The 22887-nt window shown below is 65.0% G+C and carries 18 protein-coding genes and 1 riboswitch; of the genes, 12 read left to right on the top strand and 6 right to left on the bottom strand.

What is annotated here, in order from left to right:
- Positions 1–108: 108 nt before the first annotated feature.
- Positions 109–3060 carry an excinuclease ABC subunit UvrA gene (gene uvrA, locus P8Q88_RS03455; RefSeq protein WP_278322424.1) on the bottom strand — a complete coding sequence of 984 codons (2952 nt, stop codon included), beginning with the start codon at positions 3058–3060 and terminating at the stop codon, positions 109–111.
- Positions 3061–3166: 106 nt separating this feature from the next.
- Here uvrA and P8Q88_RS03450 point away from each other — a divergent pair, with 106 nt between their 5' ends.
- The 6 genes from P8Q88_RS03450 to P8Q88_RS03425 all read left to right on the top strand — a co-directional run bounded on the left by P8Q88_RS03450 (position 3167) and on the right by P8Q88_RS03425 (position 10963).
- Complete coding sequence (locus P8Q88_RS03450) at positions 3167–4258, top strand: helix-turn-helix transcriptional regulator (RefSeq protein WP_278322423.1); 1092 nt, start codon at positions 3167–3169, stop codon at positions 4256–4258.
- A 131-nt stretch (positions 4259–4389) separates the two neighbouring features.
- Positions 4390–5559 (top strand): GGDEF domain-containing protein, encoded by a 1170-nt coding sequence (locus tag P8Q88_RS03445; RefSeq protein WP_278322422.1) that lies wholly within the window; start codon positions 4390–4392, stop codon positions 5557–5559.
- A 172-nt stretch (positions 5560–5731) separates the two neighbouring features.
- The gene (locus P8Q88_RS03440) at positions 5732–6634 is read left to right on the top strand and encodes a lysozyme (protein ID WP_278322421.1); all 903 of its coding nucleotides are present in this window, start codon (positions 5732–5734) and stop codon (positions 6632–6634) included.
- A 53-nt stretch (positions 6635–6687) separates the two neighbouring features.
- A complete protein-coding gene (gene thpR / locus P8Q88_RS03435) occupies positions 6688–7269 on the top strand; it encodes an RNA 2',3'-cyclic phosphodiesterase (protein ID WP_278322420.1) in 582 nt (193 codons plus the stop codon).
- A gap of 129 nt (positions 7270–7398) precedes the next feature.
- Entirely contained in the window at positions 7399–9645 is a 2247-nt protein-coding gene (locus tag P8Q88_RS03430; protein WP_278322419.1) for a M3 family metallopeptidase, read from the top strand.
- A gap of 118 nt (positions 9646–9763) precedes the next feature.
- Positions 9764–10963 (top strand): GGDEF domain-containing protein, encoded by a 1200-nt coding sequence (locus tag P8Q88_RS03425; RefSeq protein ID WP_278322418.1) that lies wholly within the window; start codon positions 9764–9766, stop codon positions 10961–10963.
- A 3-nt stretch (positions 10964–10966) separates the two neighbouring features.
- Here P8Q88_RS03425 and P8Q88_RS03420 read toward each other — a convergent pair whose 3' ends face one another.
- From P8Q88_RS03420 to P8Q88_RS03400, 5 genes are read right to left on the bottom strand one after another with little or no spacing between them, the layout of a single operon-like run.
- Positions 10967–11257: a GCN5-related N-acetyltransferase gene (locus tag P8Q88_RS03420; RefSeq protein WP_278322417.1), complete on the bottom strand. Its 291-nt coding sequence runs from the start codon at positions 11255–11257 to the stop codon at positions 10967–10969.
- Positions 11254–12000 (bottom strand): ABC transporter ATP-binding protein, encoded by a 747-nt coding sequence (locus tag P8Q88_RS03415; protein ID WP_278322416.1) that lies wholly within the window; start codon positions 11998–12000, stop codon positions 11254–11256. The genes P8Q88_RS03420 and P8Q88_RS03415 overlap by 4 nt, the downstream gene beginning before the upstream one ends.
- Positions 11997–12950 (bottom strand): FecCD family ABC transporter permease, encoded by a 954-nt coding sequence (locus P8Q88_RS03410; RefSeq protein ID WP_278322415.1) that lies wholly within the window; start codon positions 12948–12950, stop codon positions 11997–11999. The genes P8Q88_RS03415 and P8Q88_RS03410 overlap by 4 nt, the downstream gene beginning before the upstream one ends.
- The gene (locus P8Q88_RS03405; protein WP_278322414.1) at positions 12947–13759 is read right to left on the bottom strand and encodes an ABC transporter substrate-binding protein; all 813 of its coding nucleotides are present in this window, start codon (positions 13757–13759) and stop codon (positions 12947–12949) included. Before P8Q88_RS03405 ends, P8Q88_RS03410 begins: the two co-directional genes overlap by 4 nt.
- Entirely contained in the window at positions 13756–15615 is a 1860-nt protein-coding gene (locus P8Q88_RS03400; RefSeq protein ID WP_278322413.1) for a TonB-dependent receptor plug domain-containing protein, read from the bottom strand. The genes P8Q88_RS03405 and P8Q88_RS03400 overlap by 4 nt, the downstream gene beginning before the upstream one ends.
- Before the next feature lie 115 nt (positions 15616–15730).
- Positions 15731–15919, bottom strand: a riboswitch (cobalamin riboswitch).
- Positions 15920–16114: 195 nt separating this feature from the next.
- Between P8Q88_RS03400 and P8Q88_RS03395 the strand changes: the two genes are divergently transcribed.
- The 6 genes from P8Q88_RS03395 (at position 16115) to P8Q88_RS03370 (ending at position 22860) form a co-directional block, all read left to right on the top strand.
- Positions 16115–17122, top strand: coding sequence for a cell wall hydrolase (locus P8Q88_RS03395; protein ID WP_278322412.1), 1008 nt, complete (start codon positions 16115–16117; stop codon positions 17120–17122).
- Positions 17123–17257: 135 nt separating this feature from the next.
- Positions 17258–17587, top strand: a complete 330-nt coding sequence (locus P8Q88_RS03390; RefSeq protein ID WP_278322411.1) for a hypothetical protein — start codon at positions 17258–17260, stop codon at positions 17585–17587.
- Positions 17588–17829: 242 nt separating this feature from the next.
- Complete coding sequence (gene mdh / locus P8Q88_RS03385; protein ID WP_278322410.1) at positions 17830–18792, top strand: malate dehydrogenase; 963 nt, start codon at positions 17830–17832, stop codon at positions 18790–18792.
- Complete coding sequence (locus tag P8Q88_RS03380; protein ID WP_278322409.1) at positions 18792–19034, top strand: hypothetical protein; 243 nt, start codon at positions 18792–18794, stop codon at positions 19032–19034. Before mdh ends, P8Q88_RS03380 begins: the two co-directional genes overlap by 1 nt.
- A complete protein-coding gene (gene sucD, locus P8Q88_RS03375; RefSeq protein WP_278322408.1) occupies positions 19035–19925 on the top strand; it encodes a succinate--CoA ligase subunit alpha in 891 nt (296 codons plus the stop codon).
- 100 nt (positions 19926–20025) lie between these two features.
- Positions 20026–22860 (top strand): 2-oxoglutarate dehydrogenase E1 component, encoded by a 2835-nt coding sequence (locus tag P8Q88_RS03370; RefSeq protein ID WP_278322407.1) that lies wholly within the window; start codon positions 20026–20028, stop codon positions 22858–22860.
- Positions 22861–22887: the final 27 nt, after the last annotated feature.

The following is a 22887-nucleotide window of genomic DNA, read 5'->3' as shown; positions in this document are numbered from 1 at the left end:
TTTCAGTCCGGCACTGACACATTCTCGAATGGTAGGAAACTAATAATTTTTGGCTAAAGTTCGATACACTGGTCGAGCAACCTGCTGCACCGAATGTCGCTGATTCCCTCACTCCGCCGCCTCGCGCTGCCGCTCCAGCATCGGCTTGAGATACTGCCCCGTATAGCTCCCCTCGACCGCAGCAACCTCCTCCGGCGTGCCCTCCGCCACGATCTCCCCGCCCCGCACGCCGCCGCCGGGGCCGAGGTCGAGGATGTGGTCCGCGGTCTTGATGACGTCGAGATTGTGCTCGATCACGACGACCGAATTGCCCTGGTCCACCAGCCGGTGGAGCACTTCGAGGAGCTTGCGGACATCCTCGAAATGGAGGCCCGTGGTGGGCTCGTCGAGGATGTAGAGCGTCTGCCCGGTGCTGCGCTTGCTGAGCTCCTTGGCGAGCTTCACGCGCTGCGCCTCGCCGCCCGAGAGCGTGGTCGCCTGCTGGCCGACCTTGACGTAGCCCAGCCCCACCTCGTTCAGCATGTGCATCTTGTCGCGGATCGGGGGGACGGCCTTGAAGAAGCCTTCCGCATCCTCGATCGTCATGTCGAGCACGTCGGCGATGGAGTGGCCCTTGAACTTCACTTCCAGCGTTTCGCGGTTGTAGCGCTTGCCGCCGCATTCCTCGCAGGTGACGTAGACGTCGGGCAGGAAGTGCATCTCGATCTTGATCAGGCCATCGCCCTGGCACGCCTCGCAGCGGCCACCCTTCACGTTGAAGCTGAAGCGGCCGGGCTTGTAGCCGCGCGCCTGCGCTTCGGGGAGGGCGGCGAACCAGTCGCGGATCTGGGTGAAGGCGCCGGTGTAGGTCGCCGGGTTGGAGCGCGGGGTGCGGCCGATGGGCGACTGGTCGATCTCGATCACCTTGTCGCAATATTCGAGGCCGGTGACCTTGTCGTGCGCGCCGGCGACCACGCGTGCGCCGTTCAGCTGGCGCGCGGCGGAGGCGTAGAGCGTGTCGATGGTGAAGGACGACTTGCCCGAACCCGAGACGCCGGTGATGCAGGTGAAGGTGCCGAGCGGGATGGAGGCGGTGACGTCATTGAGGTTGTTCGCCCGTGCGCCGTGGACGGTGAGCTGGTGCCCGTTGCCCTTGCGACGCTCGGTCGGGACGGCGATTTCGCGGCGGCCGGTGAGGTAGGCCGCGGTGAGCGATTTCTTGGACTTCAGCACCTGTTTCAGCGTGCCCTGCGCCACGACCTCGCCGCCGTGCACGCCCGCGCCGGGGCCGAGGTCGACCACGTGGTCGGCGGTGCGGATGGCGTCCTCGTCATGCTCGACCACGATCACCGTATTGCCGAGATCGCGCAGGCGCTTGAGGGTTTCAAGCAGCCGGTCGTTGTCGCGCTGGTGGAGGCCGATGCTGGGCTCGTCGAGCACGTAGAGCACGCCCGAGAGGCCCGAGCCGATTTGCGACGCGAGGCGGATGCGCTGGCTCTCCCCGCCGGACAGCGTGCCGCTCGTGCGGTCGAGATTGAGGTAGTCGAGCCCGACATTGTCGAGGAAGCCGAGCCGCTCGTTGATCTCCTTGAGGATGGCCTTGGCGATCTGTTGCTGCGTGTCGTTCAGCGCATCGGGGAGCTTGAGGAAATAGTCCTTCGCATCGGCGACGCTCATCTTGGTGGGGGTGGCGATGTCGGTGCCCGCGATCTTTACCGCCAAGGCCTTCTCGTTGAGGCGCTTGCCGTCGCAGGTCTCGCATGGCTGCGCGGTCTGGAACTTGGCCAGCTCCTCGCGCATCCACGCGCTTTCGGTCTGCAGCATGCGGCGGTTGAGATTGCCGATCACGCCCTCGAACGGCTTCTTCACCGTGTATTGCTTGCGCCCGTCCTTGAAGGTGAGCGGGATGGCGCGGCCCTTGGTGCCGTAGAGGATGATGTCGCGGATCTCCTTGTCGAATTCCTCCCACGGGGTGGTGAGATCGAACTCGTATTCCTTCGCGAGGCTGGCGAGCACCTGCATGTAATAGGGGCTTGGCGGGTTGCTCTTCGCCCAGGGCACCACCGCGCCCTTCTTGAGGCTGAGCGCTTCGTTGGGCACGACCAGCTGCGGGTCGAACAGCTGCTTCTCGCCGATCCCGTCGCAGGTCGGGCAGGCCCCTTGCGGCGCGTTGAAGGAGAATAGGCGCGGCTCGACTTCTTCGATGGTGAAGCCGCTGACGGGGCAGGAGAAACGCTCCGAAAACACGATGCGGTTGTCCGGCAGGCCTGCGCCTTTCATTGCACCGCCCTTGCCTGCGTCCGGCCCAATGGTCGCCGGGCGCACATCCTGCCGCTCCGCCAGTGCTTCGGCAACGGTCGTATCGGCGAGATCGACATAGGCGAGCCCATCGGCCAGCTTCAACGCGGTTTCGAAGCTGTCGGCAAGGCGCGTTTCCAGCCCTTCCTTCACCGCCAGGCGGTCGACAACCACTTCGATGTCGTGCTTGAACTTTTTGTCGAGGGCGGGCGCCTCCTCGATTGCGTACATTTCGCCATCGATGCGCACGCGGGTGAAGCCCGCCTTCTGCCACTCGGCCAGCTCCTTGCGGTATTCGCCCTTGCGCCCGCGCACCACCGGCGCGAGCAGATAGAGTCGCGTCCCCTCGGGCAGCGCCATAACGCGATCGACCATGTTGGAGACTGTCTGCGCCTCGATCGGCAGGCCGGTGGCGGGGGAATACGGCACCCCCACCCGCGCCCACAGCAAGCGCATGTAGTCGTAGATCTCGGTCACCGTCGCCACGGTACTGCGCGGATTGCGGCTGGTCGTCTTCTGCTCGATCGAAATAGCGGGAGAAAGCCCGTCGATATGCTCGACATCGGGCTTCTGCATCATCTCGAGGAACTGGCGAGCATAGGCGCTGAGGCTTTCGACATAGCGCCGCTGCCCCTCGGCATAGATGGTGTCGAACGCCAGGCTCGACTTGCCCGAGCCGGACAGGCCGGTGATCACGATCAGGCTGTCGCGCGGCAGGTCGATGTCGACGCCCTTGAGATTGTGCTCTCGGGCGCCGCGTACTGAAATCTTGGTGAGTGCCATGGCGCTCCAAGTGGGGGCTGTCAGCGCGCAAGTCCAGTGGCGATCGCGGGGCATTTCGTACCCCTGCGGGACAGGCCGAAGCGCCCTTCCTTGATCCTCCGCCGGAATGCTGGTCTACCCTTCGATCATGGGGGCCACTTTCGAACAGCTCGCCCAGCGGTGCGAGGCGGCGAGCCTTGGCGAATATGCCTGGGCGCGGCTGTTGCAGGACATCGCCGAATGGGTCGGCGGGTCGAAAGCCATGCTGCTGGGAATGCCCGACAACGGCCCCTATCGCCATGCGCTGGACTGGAACCACGACCCGGCGGCGATTGCGCGCTACAACACGCACTATAATCGCTTTGACCCGCGCGCCGGCCTGTCGCTGCGCACGCCCGTCCACCAGACCCAGCTGGGCCAGCAATATGTCCGCAACGAGGACATCGCGCACACCGAGTATTTCGAGGCCATCAACCGCTTCGGCGATGTGCGCGACAGTGTGCACGGAATCATCGGTGACGATGCGGAATTCGGACGCCAGTCGATCAGCGTCCAGCGTGGCTTTGGCGAGGACCTGTTCGCGCAGGGAGAAGCCGAACGCCTGCGATCCCTCCTTCCGATCCTCGACAAGGCGCTGCGCAATTCGCTGCGCGTCGCCCGCATGCTGGGATCGCACCGGTCGGGCGGGCAGGCGGCATGCCATGTGGTCGACCGCGATCTCAACCTGCGCTTGTCCGATGAGGGGGAGCCGACCGAAGCCGGCGTGCCTTGCGGGAATGTCGTGATCGGCCGGAGCCGCATCGACAGCGACGATCGGGCGAGCCTCGCGCTAATCGAGGCCGCGATCGGTCGCGCCTTGCGCGGCGAAACGCTGCGCTTCCGGATCGGGAATGCGGAGATCGAAGCCGCGCCCTTGCCGCCGCCCTTGCGCTGGATCGGCGAGGATTGTGCCTTTCTCGTCATATCCCGCGCCCGCGATCAGGTCAGCAGCCGTGCCGATCTGTTCGCCGCCGCCCATGCGCTGACGGCGCGCGAACGCGCCATCCTCGAAGCGCTCATGCGCGAGCCGGACATGCGGACCGCGGCACGCAGCGAAGGGATCAGTTACGAGACCCTGCGCTGGCACGTGAAGAACATGTGCCAGAAGACGCACCATTCCCGCCGCGAGGCGATGATATACGCAGCTCTTGCCAGCAAGTTCGACGACCTAGCGAATTAGCGTACGAGACATCCGCGCGATGGCTCATGCTCGCCAGGCCAGACCGGCCGGTTTTTCAATGATCATTTATTAACCCGTAGGTCCTAGGCCTAACTGCACCTGTATCGACCGACGAGAGGCAGTGGGGATTGGTGGACGGAGACGGACTGCGGGCGGGGGCGAAACGCCCCGCCGATCGCGACCGTACCTTCGAGGTGCGGCGCGAAGCCGTGCTCTCCATGCTCGAGCGCGAACGCCATGCCCTCGTCGCCAGCCTGCTGGCGCTGGCGGTGATGGCCGTGAGCGTCAACGCGCTCGGAAACCCGGGTATGCTCGGGCTGTTCCTGGCCTTTCGCATCGTCTCTTTCGTGTTCACCCGCTGGGCTGCCACGCGGCTGGAGCGCCGGATGCGATCGCGCAGCCCGATCGGCAATGCAGAATATGTGCTGTTCTTCGCCATGATGACGACCGGCGCGACGCTTGCCTTGATGCTGTGGCCCGCGCCACCGGGCGCCGGCGTGGCCGCCAGCTCGACCATCCAGCTCGTGGTACTGATCGCGGTCACGCTGATCGCCGTGACGATGGCCGCCTTTCCGATGGCCCGCGACGGCATGCTGGGCGCGTTCTGGCTCGTGTCCTGCAGCGTCGTCACTTATCATCCGGAGCGGCTGGACGATGTGTTCCTGCTGATCTCGACGATCTTCACGCTTGGAGTGCGCGTCTATGCGTCCAACACCGGGCGGCACATCGTTCATGCGGCGAAAACGACCGTGGAAAACGCCCATCTGACTTCGGATCTTGCCGAGGCGCTCGCAAAAGCCGAGTTCCTCAGCTGGCGCGACCCGCTGACGGGCCTCTACAACCGGCGCCGCCTGTTCGAGGAAACCGACTGGCATCGCCCGGCAAACAGCCTGCATCTCCTGACCATCGATCTCGACCGGTTCAAGGCGATCAACGACCGCCACGGGCATGCGGCTGGGGACCGGGTGCTGGTCGCCACAGCACAGAAAATCCGCAGCGTGCTGGAGGAGCATTCCTGGCGGCTCGACCACCTGGCTTTTCGCCTCGGGGGCGAGGAATTTCTAATTACTTTGCAAGGACTTGATCTGGCCGAGGCGGAAAGCGTCTCCGAATGCCTGCGCAGGGCGATCGAGACCATCGGTGAAGAGCTGCCCGAATACGAAAGCCTGCAAGTGTCGGCCTCGATCGGGCTAGCCGAATGGCGACCGGGAGAATCGCTCGACACGGCGCTGCAACGCTCGGACGTTGCCTGTTACCAGGCCAAGGACGCCGGTCGAAACCGCGTGAGATGCGCCGCCTGACCCTTCCTGGCGGCCCGCAGGGCGTGCGCCACGAGCGGTAGGATGGGGACCGAACAAGCCGTGCCGACCGTTGTATACCTAAACCCGGCGTGCCCCGGCGGACGCGTGTTTTCACCGTCCTCCCACGGGTTTGCGCGCCCAAAGAAGTTATAAAGAAAGCCATTCTCGCCCCATGTCCGAGCAAAAGGAAACACAAACACCACGCCCGGAGCAATCCGACCGCCTCAAAGCTCTCCTCGCAGACCTCGATCGCCCGCTTGAACCGGGTGACTGGGAGCGCAAGTCTTCCGACGGACGGCGCGAGCGTTCGCGCAATCCCGTGTCGAAGCTGGTGCGCGCTCGCCGTCACCGCCGCGACCTCAAGGACGCGCGTCGCGCAGCTCAGCGCGCATTCGGCATCAAGACGCGACATTCCACCCGCAGGCAGGCAACGATGATGCTGACCGCCGGCGCCGTGGGCCTCACGGCCTTTACCGGGCCGCAGGTGGCGACACCGATCAACAAGATGCCCGCACCAATCACCGCCTTTGCCGATCCCACGGCCGAGGAAGCAGTCTATGCGCGCAAGCCCGCGGCGCTGCTCGAGGCAAGCGATGCGTTCAAGAACGCACTCGTGGAGGAAGAGGGCGTGCGCTACACCGTCTATCGCGATGTGGCAGGCTACCCGACCGTAGGGGTCGGACACCTTATCGATCCGGCTGACGGCCTTTCGCTCGGCGACCGCATTTCCGAAGAGCAAGCCATGCAATTTCTTGCAGAGGACCTGCGCGAAGCGGAGCGCGGCGTGAGGCAGCTGGTAGGCGATCTGCCGCTGCACCAGCATGAGTTCGACGCACTGGTCGACCTCGTATACAATGTTGGGCTCGGCAATGTATTGCCCGAACAGAGCCCTCAACTGAATGCCGCAATCGAGGCGCGTGACTATGAGGGTGTAGCCTCGCAGCTCGACTACACGCACGCCGGCGGTGCCGTGGCTAGGGGCCTCGAATATCGGTCTGAACGACGCGCGGCGATGTTTGCCGAAGCCGACTATTCCGATCCGCGCGAAATCGGATCTTCCAGCCGCAACGCCTGACGCGGCGCGCCAGTGTCGCCCCGTAGGCGTATCGTGCTAGGAGCGATTGCGCCATGCACCGCTTGTTTGTCGCTCTCCGCCCGCCCGCTCCCGTCCGCGATCATCTGATCGATGTGATGGAAGGCGTTGACGGTGCGCGCTGGCAGGATGAGGACCAGCTTCATCTTACTCTGCGATATATCGGCGAGGTAGAGCGCTCGCTTGCCAACGATCTGGCCGACGCCTTACAGGATGTCGCAATGCCGCCATTCGAGGTCGCCTTGCGCGGCACAGGTGTATTCTCGCGCAAAGGCCGTCCGCATACGCTATGGGCCGGAGTGGAGCCGCAGCTCGAACTCGCCCGTTTGCAGCGAAAGATCGAGCGCCGGTGCCAGCTGGTGGGGATCGAGCCCGAACATCGCAAGTTCATGCCGCACGTCACTATCGCCCGCCTCAATACGGCGTCCGGTCCCGTCGACGCTTTCCTGGCCGAGCATGCCGCGACCCGGTTTAGCAATTGGCAGGCCGAGAGTTTCGGTCTGTTCGAAAGCCATTTGCGCACAGGCGGATCGCTGTATCGGGAGGTCGTGGACTACCCGCTTTTTCCCGCCAAACAGCCTGTTCAGGAACGTGCAAGCCGCGGTCCCGTTCGATAAACCATCAATCTGCGCCGACCGGCGTCCGCAGGTGGCTTGCAAGCCACGTCCGGTTCCGGTTCAAGCGCCTATCGCATTCACCGATCCCAGCCGCGCACCCGCGCGCTGTTCGATAACAGGGAGTTTTTCATGAAGGCCCAAATCCTGGCCACTGCCGCACTTGCCGCCCTTGCCGCAGGCTGCACCACCACCCCCGGCGGAGACATCGAGACCATGGCCGAAGCCAGCGCGATACCCGAAGGCACCGGATATTTCGCATCCGACAGCACGCTGCCGTTCAAGGCGCCCGACTTCACCAAGATTTCCGAAGACGACTACATGCCCGCCTTCGAGCAGGGCATGGCCATCCAGAAGGCCGAGATCCAGGCGATCATCGACAATCCGGCGCCGCCCACCTTCGAGAACACGATCGTCGCGCTGGAGAAATCGGGCCGCATGCTCGGCCGCGTGGCGCGCGTGTTCTATGCTCTGACCGGCTCGAATACGACCGATCGGCTGGACGAGATCCAGACCGAAGTCGGTCCGAAGCTGACCGCTCACGGGGACTCCATCACACTCAACCCGGAACTCTTTGCGCGGGTGAAGGCCGTCTATGACAATCGCGCCGCGATGACGATGACGGTCGAGGATGCAAAGCTGCTGGAAGAGACCTACGCCGGCATGGTCCACGCCGGTGCGCTGCTGACCGATGCTCAGCGCGAGCGCGTGAAGCAGATCAACACCGAACTTTCCGAAATCACGACCGAATTCGGCCAGACCGTGCGTTCGGCCATGAGCGACCAGCCGCTGATCGTCGACACGCGCGAGGAACTGGCGGGCCTGTCCGAGGCCGACATCAAGGCCGCTGCCGAACTGGCCGCGGAAAAGGGCCAGCCGGGCAAGTTCGCTCTGGCGCTCCAGAACACCACGCAGCAACCGCTGCTGCCCACGCTGGAAAACCGCGCCACGCGCGAGAAGCTGTTCAAGCTGTCCTATCACCGCGCCGATGGCCAGCGCGCTTTCGATACGCGCGACCAGGTGCGCAAGATCGCTGCGCTGCGGGCCGAAAAGGCAGCGCTGTTCGGCGAACCTGACTGGGCGACCTATGCGATGTGGGACCGGATGGCGGAAAAGCCCGCGACTGCGCTCGGCTTCATGGAACAGATGGTCCCCGCCCTCGCCGCGACGCAGCGGCGCGAAGCCGCGCTGCTGAATGCCGCGATCGCTGCCGATGGCGGCGATTACGAGGTGCAGCCGTGGGACTGGTACCGCTATGCCAACAAGGTGAAGGCGGAGAACTTCGACCTCGATGAAGATGCGGTGATGGAATATTTTCAGCTCGACCGCGTGCTGGAAGACGGCATCTTCTATGCTGCGAACAAGCTCTACGGCCTCAGCTTCGAGAAGCGCACCGACCTGCCGGTCTATCACCCCGATGTGACGACCTACACTGTGTTCGATCGTGACGGTTCGGAGCTCGGCCTTTTCTACTTCGACCCGTTCCAGCGCCCCTCGAAGCGCGGCGGCGCGTGGATGAGCAATTTCGTCGACCAGAGCGATCTGTGGGGCACCAAGCCGGTGATCTACAACGTGCTCAACATCCCCAAGGCTCCGGCGGGCGAAGTGCAGCTGGTCAGCTTCGACAACGTCAACACGCTGTTCCACGAATTCGGCCACGCTCTGCATGGTTTCTTCGCCGACCAGATGTACGAAAGCCTCTCGGGCACCGCCACGGCGCGCGACTTCGTCGAGTATCCGAGCCAGGTGAACGAGATGTGGGCGACCTATCCCGAAGTCCTGTCGAACTACGCCAAGCATTACGAGACCGGCGAGACCATTCCGCCCGAAATGATCGAGCGCATCGAGGCGGCCTCGCTGTTCAACCAGGGCTATGACTTCGGCGAAGTCGTGGCCGCGGCGCTGCTCGACATGAAGTGGAGTGCGCTCTCGCCCGCCCAAGCCGCTGCCATCGATACGCCGGCCAAGGTCGATGCGTTCGAGCGTCAGGCGCTGGAAGAGCTCGGCCTCGAGATCGACCTCGTGCCGCCGCGCTATCGCAGCAGCTATTTCAACCACATCTTCAGCGGACCAGCCGGCTATTCGGCAGGCTACTACAGCTATCTGTGGACCGAAATGCTCGATCGCGACAGCCGCAAGTGGTTCCTCGACAATGGAGGCCTCACACGCGAGAATGGCGATCATTATCGCGCCACCGTGCTCAGTCGTGGCGGGACGATGGACTATTACCAGATGTTCCAGAACTTCATGGGGCGTGCTCCCGAAGTCGGCCCGATGCTCGAAGCACGCGGGCTGGTCCCAGGCGACGAAGCGACGGACAGCGAGGCATCGGACGGCAAGCTGCCGCCGCGCACCATGAGCAGTCCGGCAACCAACTGACGCGCGAGCGGATGACAATTCGGGCCGGGGCAGGAATGTCCCGGCCCCTTTCTTTTGCATGTGATCCTTAAGCGGTTCGCAAGGGTTTCCACTTAGCCTGGGGCCAGGGACGCTCACGGTGCTACATCAGACCATTCCATTCTCCGATGTATCGGACCAGCGTGTCCCCCGCGACGCTGCCTGGCATGCCGAGGTGCGCCGCCAGATCGTGGGCGGTTTGGCCGATCGCGAGGCGCATTCCATGCCGGCGAGTGTGGTCGGTGCCACGCTGTGTCTCATCATCGGTTCTATCATCGGGCTCAGCCCCGTCCTGCTGCTGGCTCTGAGCCTCCGCATAGTCTCGATCGGCCTGACGCGCTGGGCCTGCGTCCATTTGCGCCGCGCGCTCGCCGCCGGGCAGCCTTTCGAAAAGCGCTTTGCAGTCGCCGGCACTGCGCTTGCCCTGTCGGGCCTAAGCTGGGGCTTCCTCACCTGGCCGATCCTGGACTCCGTGCTGGTCGATCCGGCCGGGCTCGCCATGCTGACCCTCGTCATCACCGGGGTTTGCCTGATCTGTTCGATGGTGGGTCTCAGCCCGCCCGTGCTCGTCGGCTTCGCCTCGTGCTTCGGCATCTCGGTGCTGGTCGGCAGCTTCGTCATGACCGGCGGTTCGCAGCCGCTACTGGCCGCGGCAGTCCTGCTGCCGCTGATCGGTGCGGTCCCCTTTGGGATCGGCCAGCGCCGCCAGGCGATCCAGGCGGCCGAGGACGCGGTCGACAATCTGCACCTGAGCGATGAAATCGCGAGCGCGCTTCACCATGCCGAATTCCTGTCGCGCCACGATGCGCTGACCGGCCTGCGCAATCGCCGCGCCCTGTTCGAGGAATTCGGAGAGGGTCCGACCCAAGAGAATAGTCACGCGATCCTCGCGCTCGATCTGGATTATTTCAAGGCGATCAACGATCGCTATGGCCACAAGGCCGGCGACGATGTGCTGATCGCCGTGGCCGACGTCCTGCGCGCCGCACTCCGCACAACCGCTTCACCCCTGTCGGGCGCATACCGGCTGGGTGGCGAGGAATTCCTGCTGGTCATCCACTCCGCCGACCGGAGCGTGGGGGTCGCGCTGGCAGAGCATCTGCGGGTGGCAATCGCCAATCTGAAACCGATTGCCGCCGATCCGGCCTTGCGCGTCACCGCGTCGCTGGGCGTGGTCGAATGGTCCGGCGAAACCAGCCTGACCGCTGCGCTCGGCGCCGTCGACCGGATGCTTTACGCCGCCAAGGCATCGGGCCGCGACTGCGTGCATTGCGACCGCTCCGATGCGATCGCAGCCTGACCCCTAGCGCTTGTCGCGCCAGGCCAGCGAATTGCGATTGAGCGCCACCAGATCCTCGGTCCCGTCGATCGCTCCCCGCCCCAGGGCAATTGCTCGCTCCAGAGTATCGTCCGACGCATGCCGATAGGCTGGCGCCGGGATTTCCCCGCTCCACTTCGCGCCGACTGCATTGTCGAGCAGGATGCGCTGGAAACAGTGATCGAAACGGACGGGCCAGTCGCGCTGTCCGGCGATGCCCGGCATCTCGTCACGGGTGAGTGCGAACCAGCGGTCGACGAGGTCGGAGCGTGTCATGAAGAGGGAACGCGCGGGGCGGTAACCAGTGCCCGCCATCCGTCGTGTTCGATCCACTGCACGCCCGTCTTCCAGACCGTTTCGATGGTCGCAGCCGAAAGCGCCTCGGATGGCAGGCCATCGGCCGCGACACGCCCCTGGTCGAGCACGATCACCCTGTCGGCATGATTCATCGCATGGGCGAGATCGTGCAGCACGAGGACGATCCCCTTCCCCACCGTTGCTGCAGCGCGCAAATGGGCCAGCAGGGCGAGCTGATGCGCAATGTCGAGCGCGGCGAGCGGCTCGTCGGCCAGGATCCATTCGGGCTCCCCGGCCAGCACCCTGGCGAGCAGCACACGCGCCGTTTCCCCGCCGGACAGGGACTGCGCGCGGCGCTCGGCCAGATGCGCAATATCGAGCGCCCGAAGCGCGGCATCGACCGGTGCGGCGTTGCGATCCGCGTGCGGCATTCGGCCCAACTCCACCAGATTGCGTACCGGGACATCCCAGGCGATCTCATGTGTCTGCGGAAGATAGCCGATACGCTTCGCGCGCTCGCGGCCCGGCAGTTGCGATAGATCCACCCGGTCCAGCGTCACCGTTCCCGCATCCGGCGCCAGCAGGCCGGCCAGCGCTTCGATCAGCGTCGATTTGCCCGCGCCGTTGGGGCCGCAGATCGCGGTAATCCGTCCGCGCTCCAGCAGGGCCGAGGCGTCGGTCAGGCGGCCGTCGATCGTCAGGGCGGATGCAGCGAGGCTCATGCAAGCCCCCGCCGCATGCGCAACAGCAGCCACAAGAAGAAGGGCGCGCCAAGCAGGCTGAGCGCGATTCCGAGGCGCAATTCCGTCACCAGCGGCAGGATGCGCACGATGCTGTCGGCTACCAGAACCAGCAGCGCCCCCGCGAGCGCGCTGGGCAAGACCAGCTGCGAAGGCCGGTTATCGGTGAACGGCCGCACGAGATGCGGGACGATCAGACCGACGAAGCCGATAATGCCTGCCACCGCGACGCTTGCGCCGACGGTCAGCCCCACCCCGGCAATGAGAAGCCATAGCAGCGCACGCGTATCGATACCCAGCGAACGGGCGACCGGTTCGCCCAGCGTCAGCGCATCGAGCGCGTGCCCGCTCCGCCACAGCAGCGCGATGCCGAGCGCGACCAGCGGGCTGGCGATCGCCACTTCGCGCCAGCTGCGATCGGTCAGCGCACCGTTGAGCCAGAGCACGATCTCGCTCATGGCGAAGGCGTTGGGAGCCATGCTGATGGCAAGCGCGGTCAGCGCGCCGGCAAGGCTCGCCACCATCAAACCTGCCAGCGTGAACAGCGCGATCCCTCCGGTCCTCCCCGCGATTGCGGCGAGCAGCGCCATTGCGCCGCCCGCGCCCAGAAGCGCGAGGAGCGGCAGCAACCAGGCGCTGGCGGAATAGCCGAACCACAGGGCAGTGACCGCGCCCAGTGCCGCGCCGGGCGCGATGCCGAACAGGCCCGGATCGGCCAGCGGATTGCGCAGATAGCCCTGCATCGCCGCGCCCGCCGCGCCGAGCCCACCCCCGACCACGATCGCCAGGACGGCGCGCGGGAGGCGCAATTCCGCGAGGATCAGCGCCGCATTGGGCGTGGTGGCAGGATCAAGCCAGACCCGTCCCGCCAGTAGCGAAAGCGGGAATGCGACGAGCAGGAGCGCAGCAAAGATCAGGCTCGCGCGATTCACGTCGCATTCCGGCGGATGGCGGCCAACCGCTCGGCGGCACGGATGATCGTGGGGCCGCCACAATAAAGCAGGCGGGTATCGAAGGCCTCGCGGCGCATGCCGGGAAATTGGTCGAGCACGGGATGGCGCTGGCCCTGTTCGCTTCCGGCGACGAGCAGAACCTGCGGCGGATCGGCAAGAACCTCTTCGAGCGAGAGATAATCCGCTTGCTCCATGCCACGCGCAGCTGAGTAGCTGGCGAAGCCGGTTCGCCGGAGGAGATCGCTGACGAGCGCGCGTTCGCCGGGGACGATGCCGCCGGGCTGCCACAGGGCGGCCTCGACCGTAGCCGGCTGCGCCGCGGCGGCAGCGAGCACCCGTTCGATGTCGCGGACCAGCGCTTCGCCTGCCGAGGGATTGCCCGCCAGTGCCGCAAGCTCGCGAACCTGCGCCACGCTCGTCTCGACCGAGTTGGCCGCATCGAAGGTCACTAGCCGCATGCCAAGGTCTTCGAGCGCGGCGCGGGTCGCGGGCGCGATGAAGCTGCTAGCAATGACGATATCGGGATCGAGCGCAAGCACCTCTTCGACCGTCCCGCCGGTTGCGCGGTAGTGTGCAGCCGTTTGCGGCATCATGGACGAGGCGCGCGGATCCTTGCTGTAATGCGAGATTGCCAGCAATTGGCCGGGCACGGTCACTTCGGCGAGGATGGCATCGGTGCAGGGATTGAGGCTGACGATGGTCGGCCGCTCACCCTGCGGCGCCCGCACCGGCCCTTCCCCCGCGCACGCCGCGAGCAGCAGGGCCAGCGCGGGCAGGAGCCGTATCACATCCTGGCCCTCACTCCAATGAAACCACCGCGCCCGGGCGAAGCGTAACCGAGCGCCGTGCGGTAGTCGGCGTCGAACACATTCTCGACCCGGCCATAGATTTCCAATCGCTCGCCAAGCGGCAACGCGGCGCGCAGGTCGAGCACCTCGTAGCCGTCGAGAGCAATCGTGTTGGCGGCGTTGTCGAAACTCTCGCCGGCAAACCGCAGATCGGCGCCAAGCCTGAGATCGAAGGGCGCCTGCCAATCGGCAAACAGCGTGCCGAAATGTCGCGGGCGGCGGGCGAGGTCGAAGCCGCTGGTACGGTCCCTGGCGTCCACATAGGAGACGACGCCCGAGATCCGCAGCCTTGCGGTGACGTCGAAGCCGGCTTCCGCCTCGAACCCCTGCGCGCGGGCGCGAGCGGTGTTGTCGTAGAACCCGAAGGGCCGTGCAGCGCTGAACGCGAAACCGATCAGATCGGTAGTGTCGCGCCGGAAGGCGGTGAGCGCCACATGCGGTCCGCGCCCGCGCTCGCCCTTCTCCACGCCGATATCGAAGCTGGTGCTTTCCTCGGGACGCAGGTCCGGATTGCCGTAGAAACTGCGCAGCTGAAACAGCGTCGGCGCCTTGAACCCCTCGCCCAGACTTGCGCGAAGGCGCCAGTCATCGCCGAGGCCATAGGAGATGTCCGCACCATAGCTGCCATTGGTACCGAACAGCTCGTGGTCGTCTACCCGCGAGCCGACGTGCGCCGCGAACTTGCCTAACGCGACACCGAGCTGGACATAGGCGCCCGAGATTTCGACACCCGCCGCCGTGTCGAAAGTGATTTCGTAGTCGTTCCACTCGTGCTCCGCCCCGAAAGCCACCGTGACCGGCCCGATCGCGCGATATTCGCCGCGCAGCTGGACGCGCTCCGAGTGGCCGTCGCCCGCGAAGGTCACATTGCCCGCGCCGTCGAGATTATCCCGCTGCGTATCGGAAAGGCTGTATGCGCCACGCAGGGTGAGATCGTTGCCGTAATAGGCAAAGCCGACATCGCCCCAGTGCCGGCGCGTCTCCTGGGTTTCCAGCGTATCGGCCAACGTGAAGGTTGGCGGCGGAAATCCGTCGATGTCGAGCGTGCCCTCGCTCCAATTGGCATGGGCGAAGAGTTCGAGATTGTCGGTGATATCGAGAAACGCCGACCCGCCGAGCGCGAGCTGTTCAAAACCGTCGGGCTCGCTTCCCGAGGCGGCGGCGGAGAAGCCGTCGGTCGTGTAGAAGGCGCCGGTGAGTCCGACGAAATAGCGATCGCCATCGATGCCGCCGACGGCGCTGGCATACAGCGTGTCTCGCGAGCCGTATTCGATATTGCCCGAAAGCCCGCGCTCACCCCGGGTCGAGACATCGACCACTCCGCCAATCGCATCCGAGCCCCAGATGGTGCTATTCGACCCGCGCAGGATGTCGAACTTGCCGACCGTGCCGAGAAGCAAATTGCCGAAATCGAAGCCGCCTGCCGGCGCAGAAGGATCGTTGACCTTCACCCCGTCGACCAGCACCAGCAGCTGCTCCGAATTCGACCCGCGTATGCTGACGCCGGTGAAGCCGCCGACGCCGCCGTTGCGGGTGAGTGATAGACCGGGCGTGCGCTGGAGGACGCGGGTTGCATCCGGGCCCTGCACGCTTTCGATCTCTTCACGATCGATGATTGTGACTGCCTGGCCGGTGTTGCCGATATCGGTGCCGAGGCCGTTGGCGGTTACGGTTATTGTCGGTTCCAACGGAGTGTAAGCATGATGGCCCGGTGCAGTCGCCAGCGGGTCTTCGATCTCTACCTCGTCGACGACATCCTGCGCCATCGCGGCACAGGGAAACGCAGAAACAGTCATAAAAAGCAGATATTTAGACACAAAACCTCCTGTCAAAAGCGAAACGTCGCTCATGACGGGAGGGAGCGGGATTGCTCGCATCCACGTTTGCCATCGGTACACCCCGCCCGCGGCCGAACGACACGCATGGGCAGGTCTCCTGGCTCCCGGATCGACGCCGTCCCGCCGCCTTCCCGGACCAATGCGGCCAGTGGCATGTGGCGGGATCGCTCCCCGGTCACAGTTGCGGGGGCAGCGGGGGCTTCGCACCCCCTTCCCTCTTAGGGCCTGCGCGAACAGGCCAACCTATGACGCGTTCGGCGCTCCTACAGCGCGATATTGCGATGCACAAGCGCGAGCTTGTGTTAAGGGTTTGCGTGATAATCGAAGGACCGCTCCGGCGAAAGGACAGTTTCTGGCCCAACGGCTCGCCATCGATGCAGACGCGACAGCGCATGCCCGCCATGCGCCGCTTCCGCGCGCGCAGCGACGCGAACGGCGCCAGCGCGAGCGCCGGCGGATGACCAAGCGCCTGGCGCTTCTCGTCGCTCTGGTCGCGGTGCCGACGGTGGCGGCGCAAGGCGGGATCGGCGAGAGCCTGCGCCAGACGCTCGGCCTCGGTGAAGAGCGCCTGCCGCTTTCCCCGATGCCCTTCGAAATCGCGGGCGAGAACTTTCCCGGCTCTGCCTTCTACTATCTCGAGGATGCGCCGCGCCTGACCACCGACCTTGCCGAGCTGCGCCAGGAAGAAGGCGTACTGGAGACGGTCGAATTCGCCGAGAGCCACGGTGCAGGGGCGGCGGCACAGGCATTCCGCTCGGCAGGCGGAGGGCTCGACAAGGCGCGTGCGCTCCAGTGCCTGGCGATGGCCGTCTATTACGAAGCGGCGAGCGAAAGCTATTCGGGTCAGCAGGCGGTGGCGCAGGTGGTGCTCAACCGCGTGGCGCATCCGGCCTATCCCGCCAGCGTTTGCGGTGTGGTCTTCCAGGGATCCGAGCGCCAGACCGGCTGCCAGTTCACCTTTACCTGCGACGGCTCGCTGCGGCGCAGCCCGTCGCGCAGCGGCTATGCCCGCGCGCAGTCGATCGCCCTGGCGGCGCTGGCAGGCGAGGTCTATGCGCCGGTCGGCCTCGCCACGCATTATCACACCAATTACGTGAACCCCTACTGGGCCTCCAGCCTCGACTACATTCGCACGATCGGCGCGCACCGCTTCTATCGCTGGAAAGGCCGCGCGGGCACGCCCGGAGCCTTCACCGATGCCTATGCCGGCGTTGAGCCTGGCGCAGCCTCCGCCGTGCGGCGCGCCGAGGTCGAGATGCCCGGTCCGGTCCGCGCCGAGCCGCCGCCATCCAACTCGGCCATCGGAGTCGGCCCCGCCTCCTCCGCCCCGGTCGGCGCTGCGCGAGCCGAAACGCAGCCGGCGCCGGCCTCCGCTCCGCTGGACAAGCTGCCGCAAAGCGGGCGCGTGCGCGAGGAATATGCCAATAGCGGGCGATGGATCCGGCAGCCCGGCAAGACCGAATAGCTCTCGCCGGGCATGCGCCCGCCCCGAACCGTTTACATCTGCACAACCATGATGCGGAACCGATACTTAGCGGAGGACTCGCTAGGGACGGCTCAGCGCCGCAGAGGCGCACCAAATCCAGTCGCAGGATCGCCCATGCCCCTCCACTTCGCCGCCGCCCGGTCCACCGCCAATTCGCCAATTGCCCGGGCGTTGGCGCGCAAGGCACTCGCCCGCGCGGCCAATGACAATGGCGATGTGGCCGATGCGGTCTCTTTCGACACGACCATGCGCGCCGCCCTGCGGCATTTCGCCGAACATGGCTTGAATGCTGCGAAGGAGGCTGCCCGCCTGGCCGAGGACGCGCATTTTTCAGGCGACATGCAAGGCTATCGCTGGTGGCTCGCCATCTGCCGCCGCCTCGACCGCAAGGCCGCGGACAGGCTGGCGCACCGGTTGGAAGTCGCAAGCGCCCTGATCTACTAGCGGCGCGGCCACAGGCGCGGCCCGGACGCTCCGTCACATCACTTTAATGCTATTGCGAACCAGTTGCAAAGATAGTTTTGCGACCGCACCAATTGCCGGTTGCATTCGGGCCTGCGCGGGCCTAGGTCGCACTCGCAATCGACCGGGTGCCGTGCCGCCTTCGCGGGACATAACGGCGTGGCCCACCAATCGGTCCTTCGTTTCATGATCGGTCCCGCGACAGGACAAGGACCTTTCCACACATGGCACGCAAGAAGATCGCGCTCATCGGCTCCGGCATGATCGGCGGCACCCTCGCCCACCTCGCTGCGAAGAAGGAAATGGGCGACATCGTCCTGTTCGACATCGCCGAGGGCATGCCGCAGGGCAAGGCGCTCGATCTTTCCCAGTGTGGCCCGATCGAAGGGTTCGACGCGAAGATCACCGGCTCGAACGACTATGCCGACATCGCGGGCGCGGACGTCGTGATCGTCACCGCGGGCGTGCCGCGCAAGCCCGGCATGAGCCGCGACGATCTGCTCGGCATCAACCTCAAGGTGATGAAGGCGGTCGGCGAAGGCATCAAGAACAACTGCCCCGACGCTTTCGTGATCTGCATCACCAACCCGCTCGACGCGATGGTATGGGCGCTGCGCGAATTTTCCGGCCTGCCGCACAACAAGGTCGTCGGCATGGCCGGCGTGCTCGACAGCGCGCGCTTCGCCACCTTCCTCGCCTGGGAATTCGACGTGTCGGTGAAGGACGTGAACGCCTTCGTCCTCGGCGGCCACGGCGACACGATGGTCCCGGTCACCAGTTACACCACGATCAACGGCATCCCGGTCAACGACTACGCCAAGATCAAGGGAGTCTCGGCCGATCGCATCGACGAGATCGTCAAGCGCACCCGCGGCGGCGGCGGCGAAATCGTCGGCCTGCTCGGCAACGGCTCGGCCTATTACGCCCCGGCAACCAGCGCGATCAGCATGGCCGAAGCCTATCTCGGCGACCAGAAGCGCGTCCTGCCCTGTGCCAGCTATGTCGAAGGCAAGTACGGTCTCGACGGGCTGTATGTCGGCGTCCCCACCGTAATCGGCGCAGGTGGCACCGAGGAAGTGATCGAGATCGAGCTGTCGGACGAGGAAAAGTCCAACCTCAAGGTCTCGACCGACGCGGTCGAGGAACTGCTCGAGGCGTGCAAGGGGCTGGATAGCTCGCTGGCTTGATGAGCAACTCCGCCCACCATCGTTACCTCACGGCCAAGTGGCTGCTGGTTTCGGGATTGTTCGCGATAGTGGCGACAGTCCCACTGGCCATCGCGACGTGGGGCAGCGCATGGGGTGGCGTAGCCTTGCTTGCACCTTTGTACGGCTTGATCGCAATCGTGGCATCTACCGTGCTCGGCATTTTTAACTTGATAGCGCTGCGCCAAGGCAACGGCCGCGCAACATCGGATGGAGCTGAATAAATGAGCATCCTCGTAGACAAGAACACCAAGGTCATCACACAGGGGATGACCGGCGACACCGGCACCTTCCACACGCAGCAGGCGCTCGATTACGGGACGCAGATGGTTGCGGGCGTCACGCCGGGTAAGGGCGGCACCGAGCACATCGGCCTGCCGGTCTACAACACCGTCGCCGAAGCCAAGCACGCGACCGGCGCGACCGCATCGTGCATCTATGTCCCGCCGCCGTTCGCTGCGGACTCGATCCTTGAGGCGATCGATGCCGAGGTCGAGCTGATCGTTGCGATCACCGAGGGTATTCCGGTGCTCGACATGGTGCGCGTGAAGCGGGCGCTCTCGGGCTCGAAGTCGCGCCTGATCGGCCCGAACTGCCCTGGCGTCCTGACCCCCGGCGAATGCAAGATCGGCATCATGCCTGGCTCCATCTTCAAGCAGGGCAGCGTCGGCGTCGTCTCGCGCTCTGGCACGCTGACTTATGAAGCGGTTCACCAGACCACCATGGTCGGCCTCGGCCAGACCACGGCAGTCGGCATTGGTGGCGACCCGGTGAACGGCACCAACTTCATCGACGTGCTCGAGCTGTTCCTCAAGGACGATGCCACGAAGTCGATCATTATGATCGGCGAGATCGGCGGGAGCGCCGAGGAAGAGGCTGCCGAATTCATCGCCCATCAGGCGAAGAAGGGCGTGAAAAAGCCGATGGTCGGCTTCATCGCCGGTCGCACCGCGCCTCCGGGCCGCCGCATGGGTCATGCCGGCGCGATCGTGTCGGGCGGCCAAGGCGGCGCAGACGACAAGATCGAGGCGATGGAAAAGGCCGGCATCCGCGTTTCGCCTTCGCCCAGCGAACTCGGCACCACGCTGGATGCGCTGTTGAAGGAACTCGCCTGAGCCTTCGCAGCGGACAGGCCGTCTCCTCCACGGGAGCCTTCCGCACCGCCGAAGCATTGGCACTATGAACCGACATCAAGGTCGGTGCGAAAGGGACCCGATGGGTAACGAGAGCCACGATTTCCTGCCCGAGATGGGCGACCAGGAAGGGCCGCAGCAGGGCCCGAGCTGGGGCAACCCGCGCTGGCTGGCCGAGGTGGTCGACAGCGAGGCGGATCTTGTCGCCGCGCTCGATCCGACGCAGATGCGCGTGGCGGTTGCGCAGGCGGCCGAGAAAGCCGGCAAGCAGCTCGATCCCAAGGCGCTGGAACAGGCGGCGGACGACAGCATCCGGGCGATGCTGCTGGTGCGCCTCTATCGTGTGCGCGGGCACCTTGCCGCCGATCTCGATCCGCTGGGCCTGTCGCACCGCGAAGTGCCCGAGGACCTGACGCTGGAATGGCACGGGTTCGAGGGACAGCTGGACAAGGAAGTCTATGTCGGCGGCGTCTTCGGTTTCGAATGGGTTTCCGTCGGCGAGCTGCACAAAGCGCTGAAGGCGACCTATTGCGGCAATGTCGGCCTTGAATACATGCATATCTCGGACACGGAGGAACGCCGCTTCCTTCAGGACAAGTTCGAGCAGCCCGAAGATACAATCCAGTTCACCGAGGAAGGCAAGCGCGCGATCCTCGCCGCCGTGATCCGCGGCGAGCAGTACGAGAAGTTCCTCGGCAAGAAATACGTCGGCACCAAGCGCTTCGGCCTCGATGGCGGCGAGTCCATGATCCCCGCCCTCGAAGCCGTCATCAAGTATGGCGGCCAGCTCGGCGTGCGCGAGATCATCTACGGCATGGCCCACCGCGGCCGGTTGAACGTGCTCGCGAACGTCATGGGCAAGCCGTACAAGGTCATCTTCCACGAGTTTTCGGGTGGCAGCTCCAATCCCGACGACGTGGGCGGCTCGGGCGATGTGAAATACCACCTCGGCACCAGCACCGACCGCGAATTCGACGGCATCGATGTGCACATGAGCCTCGTTCCGAACCCCAGCCACCTCGAGGCGGTGAACCCGGTCGTGCTCGGCAAAACGAGAGCGCAGCAGGCGATCCGCGACGACCTCAAGAAGCACGAGCAAGTGCTGCCCGTGCTGCTCCACGGCGATGCTGCTTTCGCCGGTCAGGGCATCGTGTGGGAGTGCCTCGGCTTCTCCGGCGTGCGCGGCTACAATACCGGCGGCTGCCTGCATTTCGTCATCAACAACCAGATCGGCTTCACCACCAGTCCGCAATTCGCGCGCTCCAGCCCCTATCCCAGCGATGTGGCCAAGGGCGTCCAGGCGCCGATCCTGCACGTCAACGGCGATGATCCGGAGGCGGTGACCTTCGCCTGCAAGCTGGCGATCGAGTATCGCCAGACCTTCGGGCGCGACATCGTGATCGACATGTGGTGCTATCGCCGCTTCGGCCACAATGAGGGTGACGAGCCCAAGTTCACCCAGCCGCTGATGTATGACGAGATCCGCCAGCATCCCAAGGTTAGCGAGCTCTACACCAAGCGGCTCGAAGACGAAGGCGTCATCGAGAAGGGCTATGCCGACCAGCTGATCGACGAATTCACGAGCCTGCTCGAAGACGAGTTCGCCGCCGCCAAGGACTACAAGCCGAACGAGGCCGACTGGTTCGGCGGCCGCTGGGCGGGCATGAACAAGCCGGCCGACCCTGAGAACGCGCGACGCAACGTCGAAACCGCGATCGACAAGAAGCTGTTCGACAGCCTCGGTCGCACGCTGACCACCGTTCCCGACGATATCACGATCCACAAGACGCTGGGCCGGGTGCTCGATGCCAAGCGCGAGATGTTCGCCAGCGGCGAAGGCTTCGACTGGGCGACCGGCGAAGCACTCGCCTTCGGCAGCCTCGTGACCGAAGGCTTCGGCGTGCGCCTGTCCGGCCAGGATTCGGGCCGCGGCACCTTCAGCCAGCGCCACGCCGTCTGGGTCGATCAGAAGGACGAGCGCAAGTACATTCCGCTCACCACCCTGCCCCACGGCAAATTCGAGGTCTATGACAGCCCGCTGTCCGAATATGGCGTGCTGGGCTTCGAATACGGTTTCGCCATGGCGGACCCGAAGAGCCTGGTGATGTGGGAAGCGCAATTCGGCGATTTCGCCAATGGCGCGCAGATCATGATCGACCAGTTCATCGCGGCGGGCGAGGCCAAGTGGCTGCGTGCCAACGGTCTCGTGATGCTGCTGCCGCACGGCTATGAGGGCCAAGGTCCGGAACACAGTTCCGCGCGGCTCGAACGCTTCCTGCAGCTGTGCGCGAACGACAATATCCAGGTCTGCAACATCACGACCCCGGCGAATTACTTCCATGTCCTGCGCCGCCAGATGCTGCGCAGCTTCCGCAAGCCGCTGGTCATCATGACGCCCAAGAGCCTGCTCCGTCATCCGCTCGCCAAATCGACGGCGGAGGAATTCATGGGCGATCATCACTTCATGCGGATCAAGTCCGACACGACGGAAATCGATGACAAGAAAGTGAAGCGTCTGGTCCTGTGCAGCGGCAAGGTTGCTTACGACCTCATGCAGCGCCGCGACGAGGCGGGGCTGGAAGACGTCTCCATCGTGCGCATCGAACAGCTCTACCCCTTCCCGGGCGAGCCGCTGGCCGTGCGCCTCGAGCGCATGACCAATCTCGAGAAGATCGTCTGGTGCCAGGAAGAACCGAAGAACAACGGATCGTGGTTCTTCGTCGACCGCCTGATCGAGGAAGCAGCCGAAAAGGCAGGCCATGCCGGGATGCGTCCCTGCTATGCCGGGCGCGAAGTCGCGGCATCGCCCGCCACCGGCTACGCCAGCCGCCACCAGGTCCAGCAGGAAGCGCTGGTGAACGTCGCGCTCGGCCTGAACGACGGCGACACCTCCGCTGCCACCACGACCTGCAACTGATCCGTTTCACGCTTTAGGGCCAAAGAA

This window comes from Qipengyuania marincola (assembly GCF_029688625.1).
GTDB lineage: Bacteria > Pseudomonadota > Alphaproteobacteria > Sphingomonadales > Sphingomonadaceae > Qipengyuania.
The sequence above is the reverse complement of the archived record's forward strand: the minus strand, read 5'-3'. Positions and strand labels throughout refer to the sequence as shown.

Excerpts from the sequence above, each read along its gene's own strand:
- P8Q88_RS03380 (WP_278322409.1), top strand. The coding sequence starts at position 18,792 with ATGAGCAACTCCGCCCACCATCGTTACCTCACGGCCAAGTGGCTGCTG.
- P8Q88_RS03395 (WP_278322412.1), top strand. The coding sequence starts at position 16,115 with ATGACCAAGCGCCTGGCGCTTCTCGTCGCTCTGGTCGCGGTGCCGACG.
- thpR (WP_278322420.1), top strand. The coding sequence starts at position 6,688 with ATGCACCGCTTGTTTGTCGCTCTCCGCCCGCCCGCTCCCGTCCGCGAT.
- P8Q88_RS03390 (WP_278322411.1), top strand. The coding sequence starts at position 17,258 with ATGCCCCTCCACTTCGCCGCCGCCCGGTCCACCGCCAATTCGCCAATT.
- P8Q88_RS03450 (WP_278322423.1), top strand. The coding sequence starts at position 3,167 with ATGCTGGTCTACCCTTCGATCATGGGGGCCACTTTCGAACAGCTCGCC.
- P8Q88_RS03420 (WP_278322417.1), bottom strand. The coding sequence starts at position 11,257 with ATGACACGCTCCGACCTCGTCGACCGCTGGTTCGCACTCACCCGTGAC.
- P8Q88_RS03400 (WP_278322413.1), bottom strand. The coding sequence starts at position 15,615 with ATGACTGTTTCTGCGTTTCCCTGTGCCGCGATGGCGCAGGATGTCGTC.
- P8Q88_RS03430 (WP_278322419.1), top strand. The coding sequence starts at position 7,399 with ATGAAGGCCCAAATCCTGGCCACTGCCGCACTTGCCGCCCTTGCCGCA.
- P8Q88_RS03370 (WP_278322407.1), top strand. The coding sequence starts at position 20,026 with ATGGGTAACGAGAGCCACGATTTCCTGCCCGAGATGGGCGACCAGGAA.
- sucD (WP_278322408.1), top strand. The coding sequence starts at position 19,035 with ATGAGCATCCTCGTAGACAAGAACACCAAGGTCATCACACAGGGGATG.
- P8Q88_RS03440 (WP_278322421.1), top strand. The coding sequence starts at position 5,732 with ATGTCCGAGCAAAAGGAAACACAAACACCACGCCCGGAGCAATCCGAC.
- P8Q88_RS03415 (WP_278322416.1), bottom strand. The coding sequence starts at position 12,000 with ATGAGCCTCGCTGCATCCGCCCTGACGATCGACGGCCGCCTGACCGAC.
- uvrA (WP_278322424.1), bottom strand. The coding sequence starts at position 3,060 with ATGGCACTCACCAAGATTTCAGTACGCGGCGCCCGAGAGCACAATCTC.
- mdh (WP_278322410.1), top strand. The coding sequence starts at position 17,830 with ATGGCACGCAAGAAGATCGCGCTCATCGGCTCCGGCATGATCGGCGGC.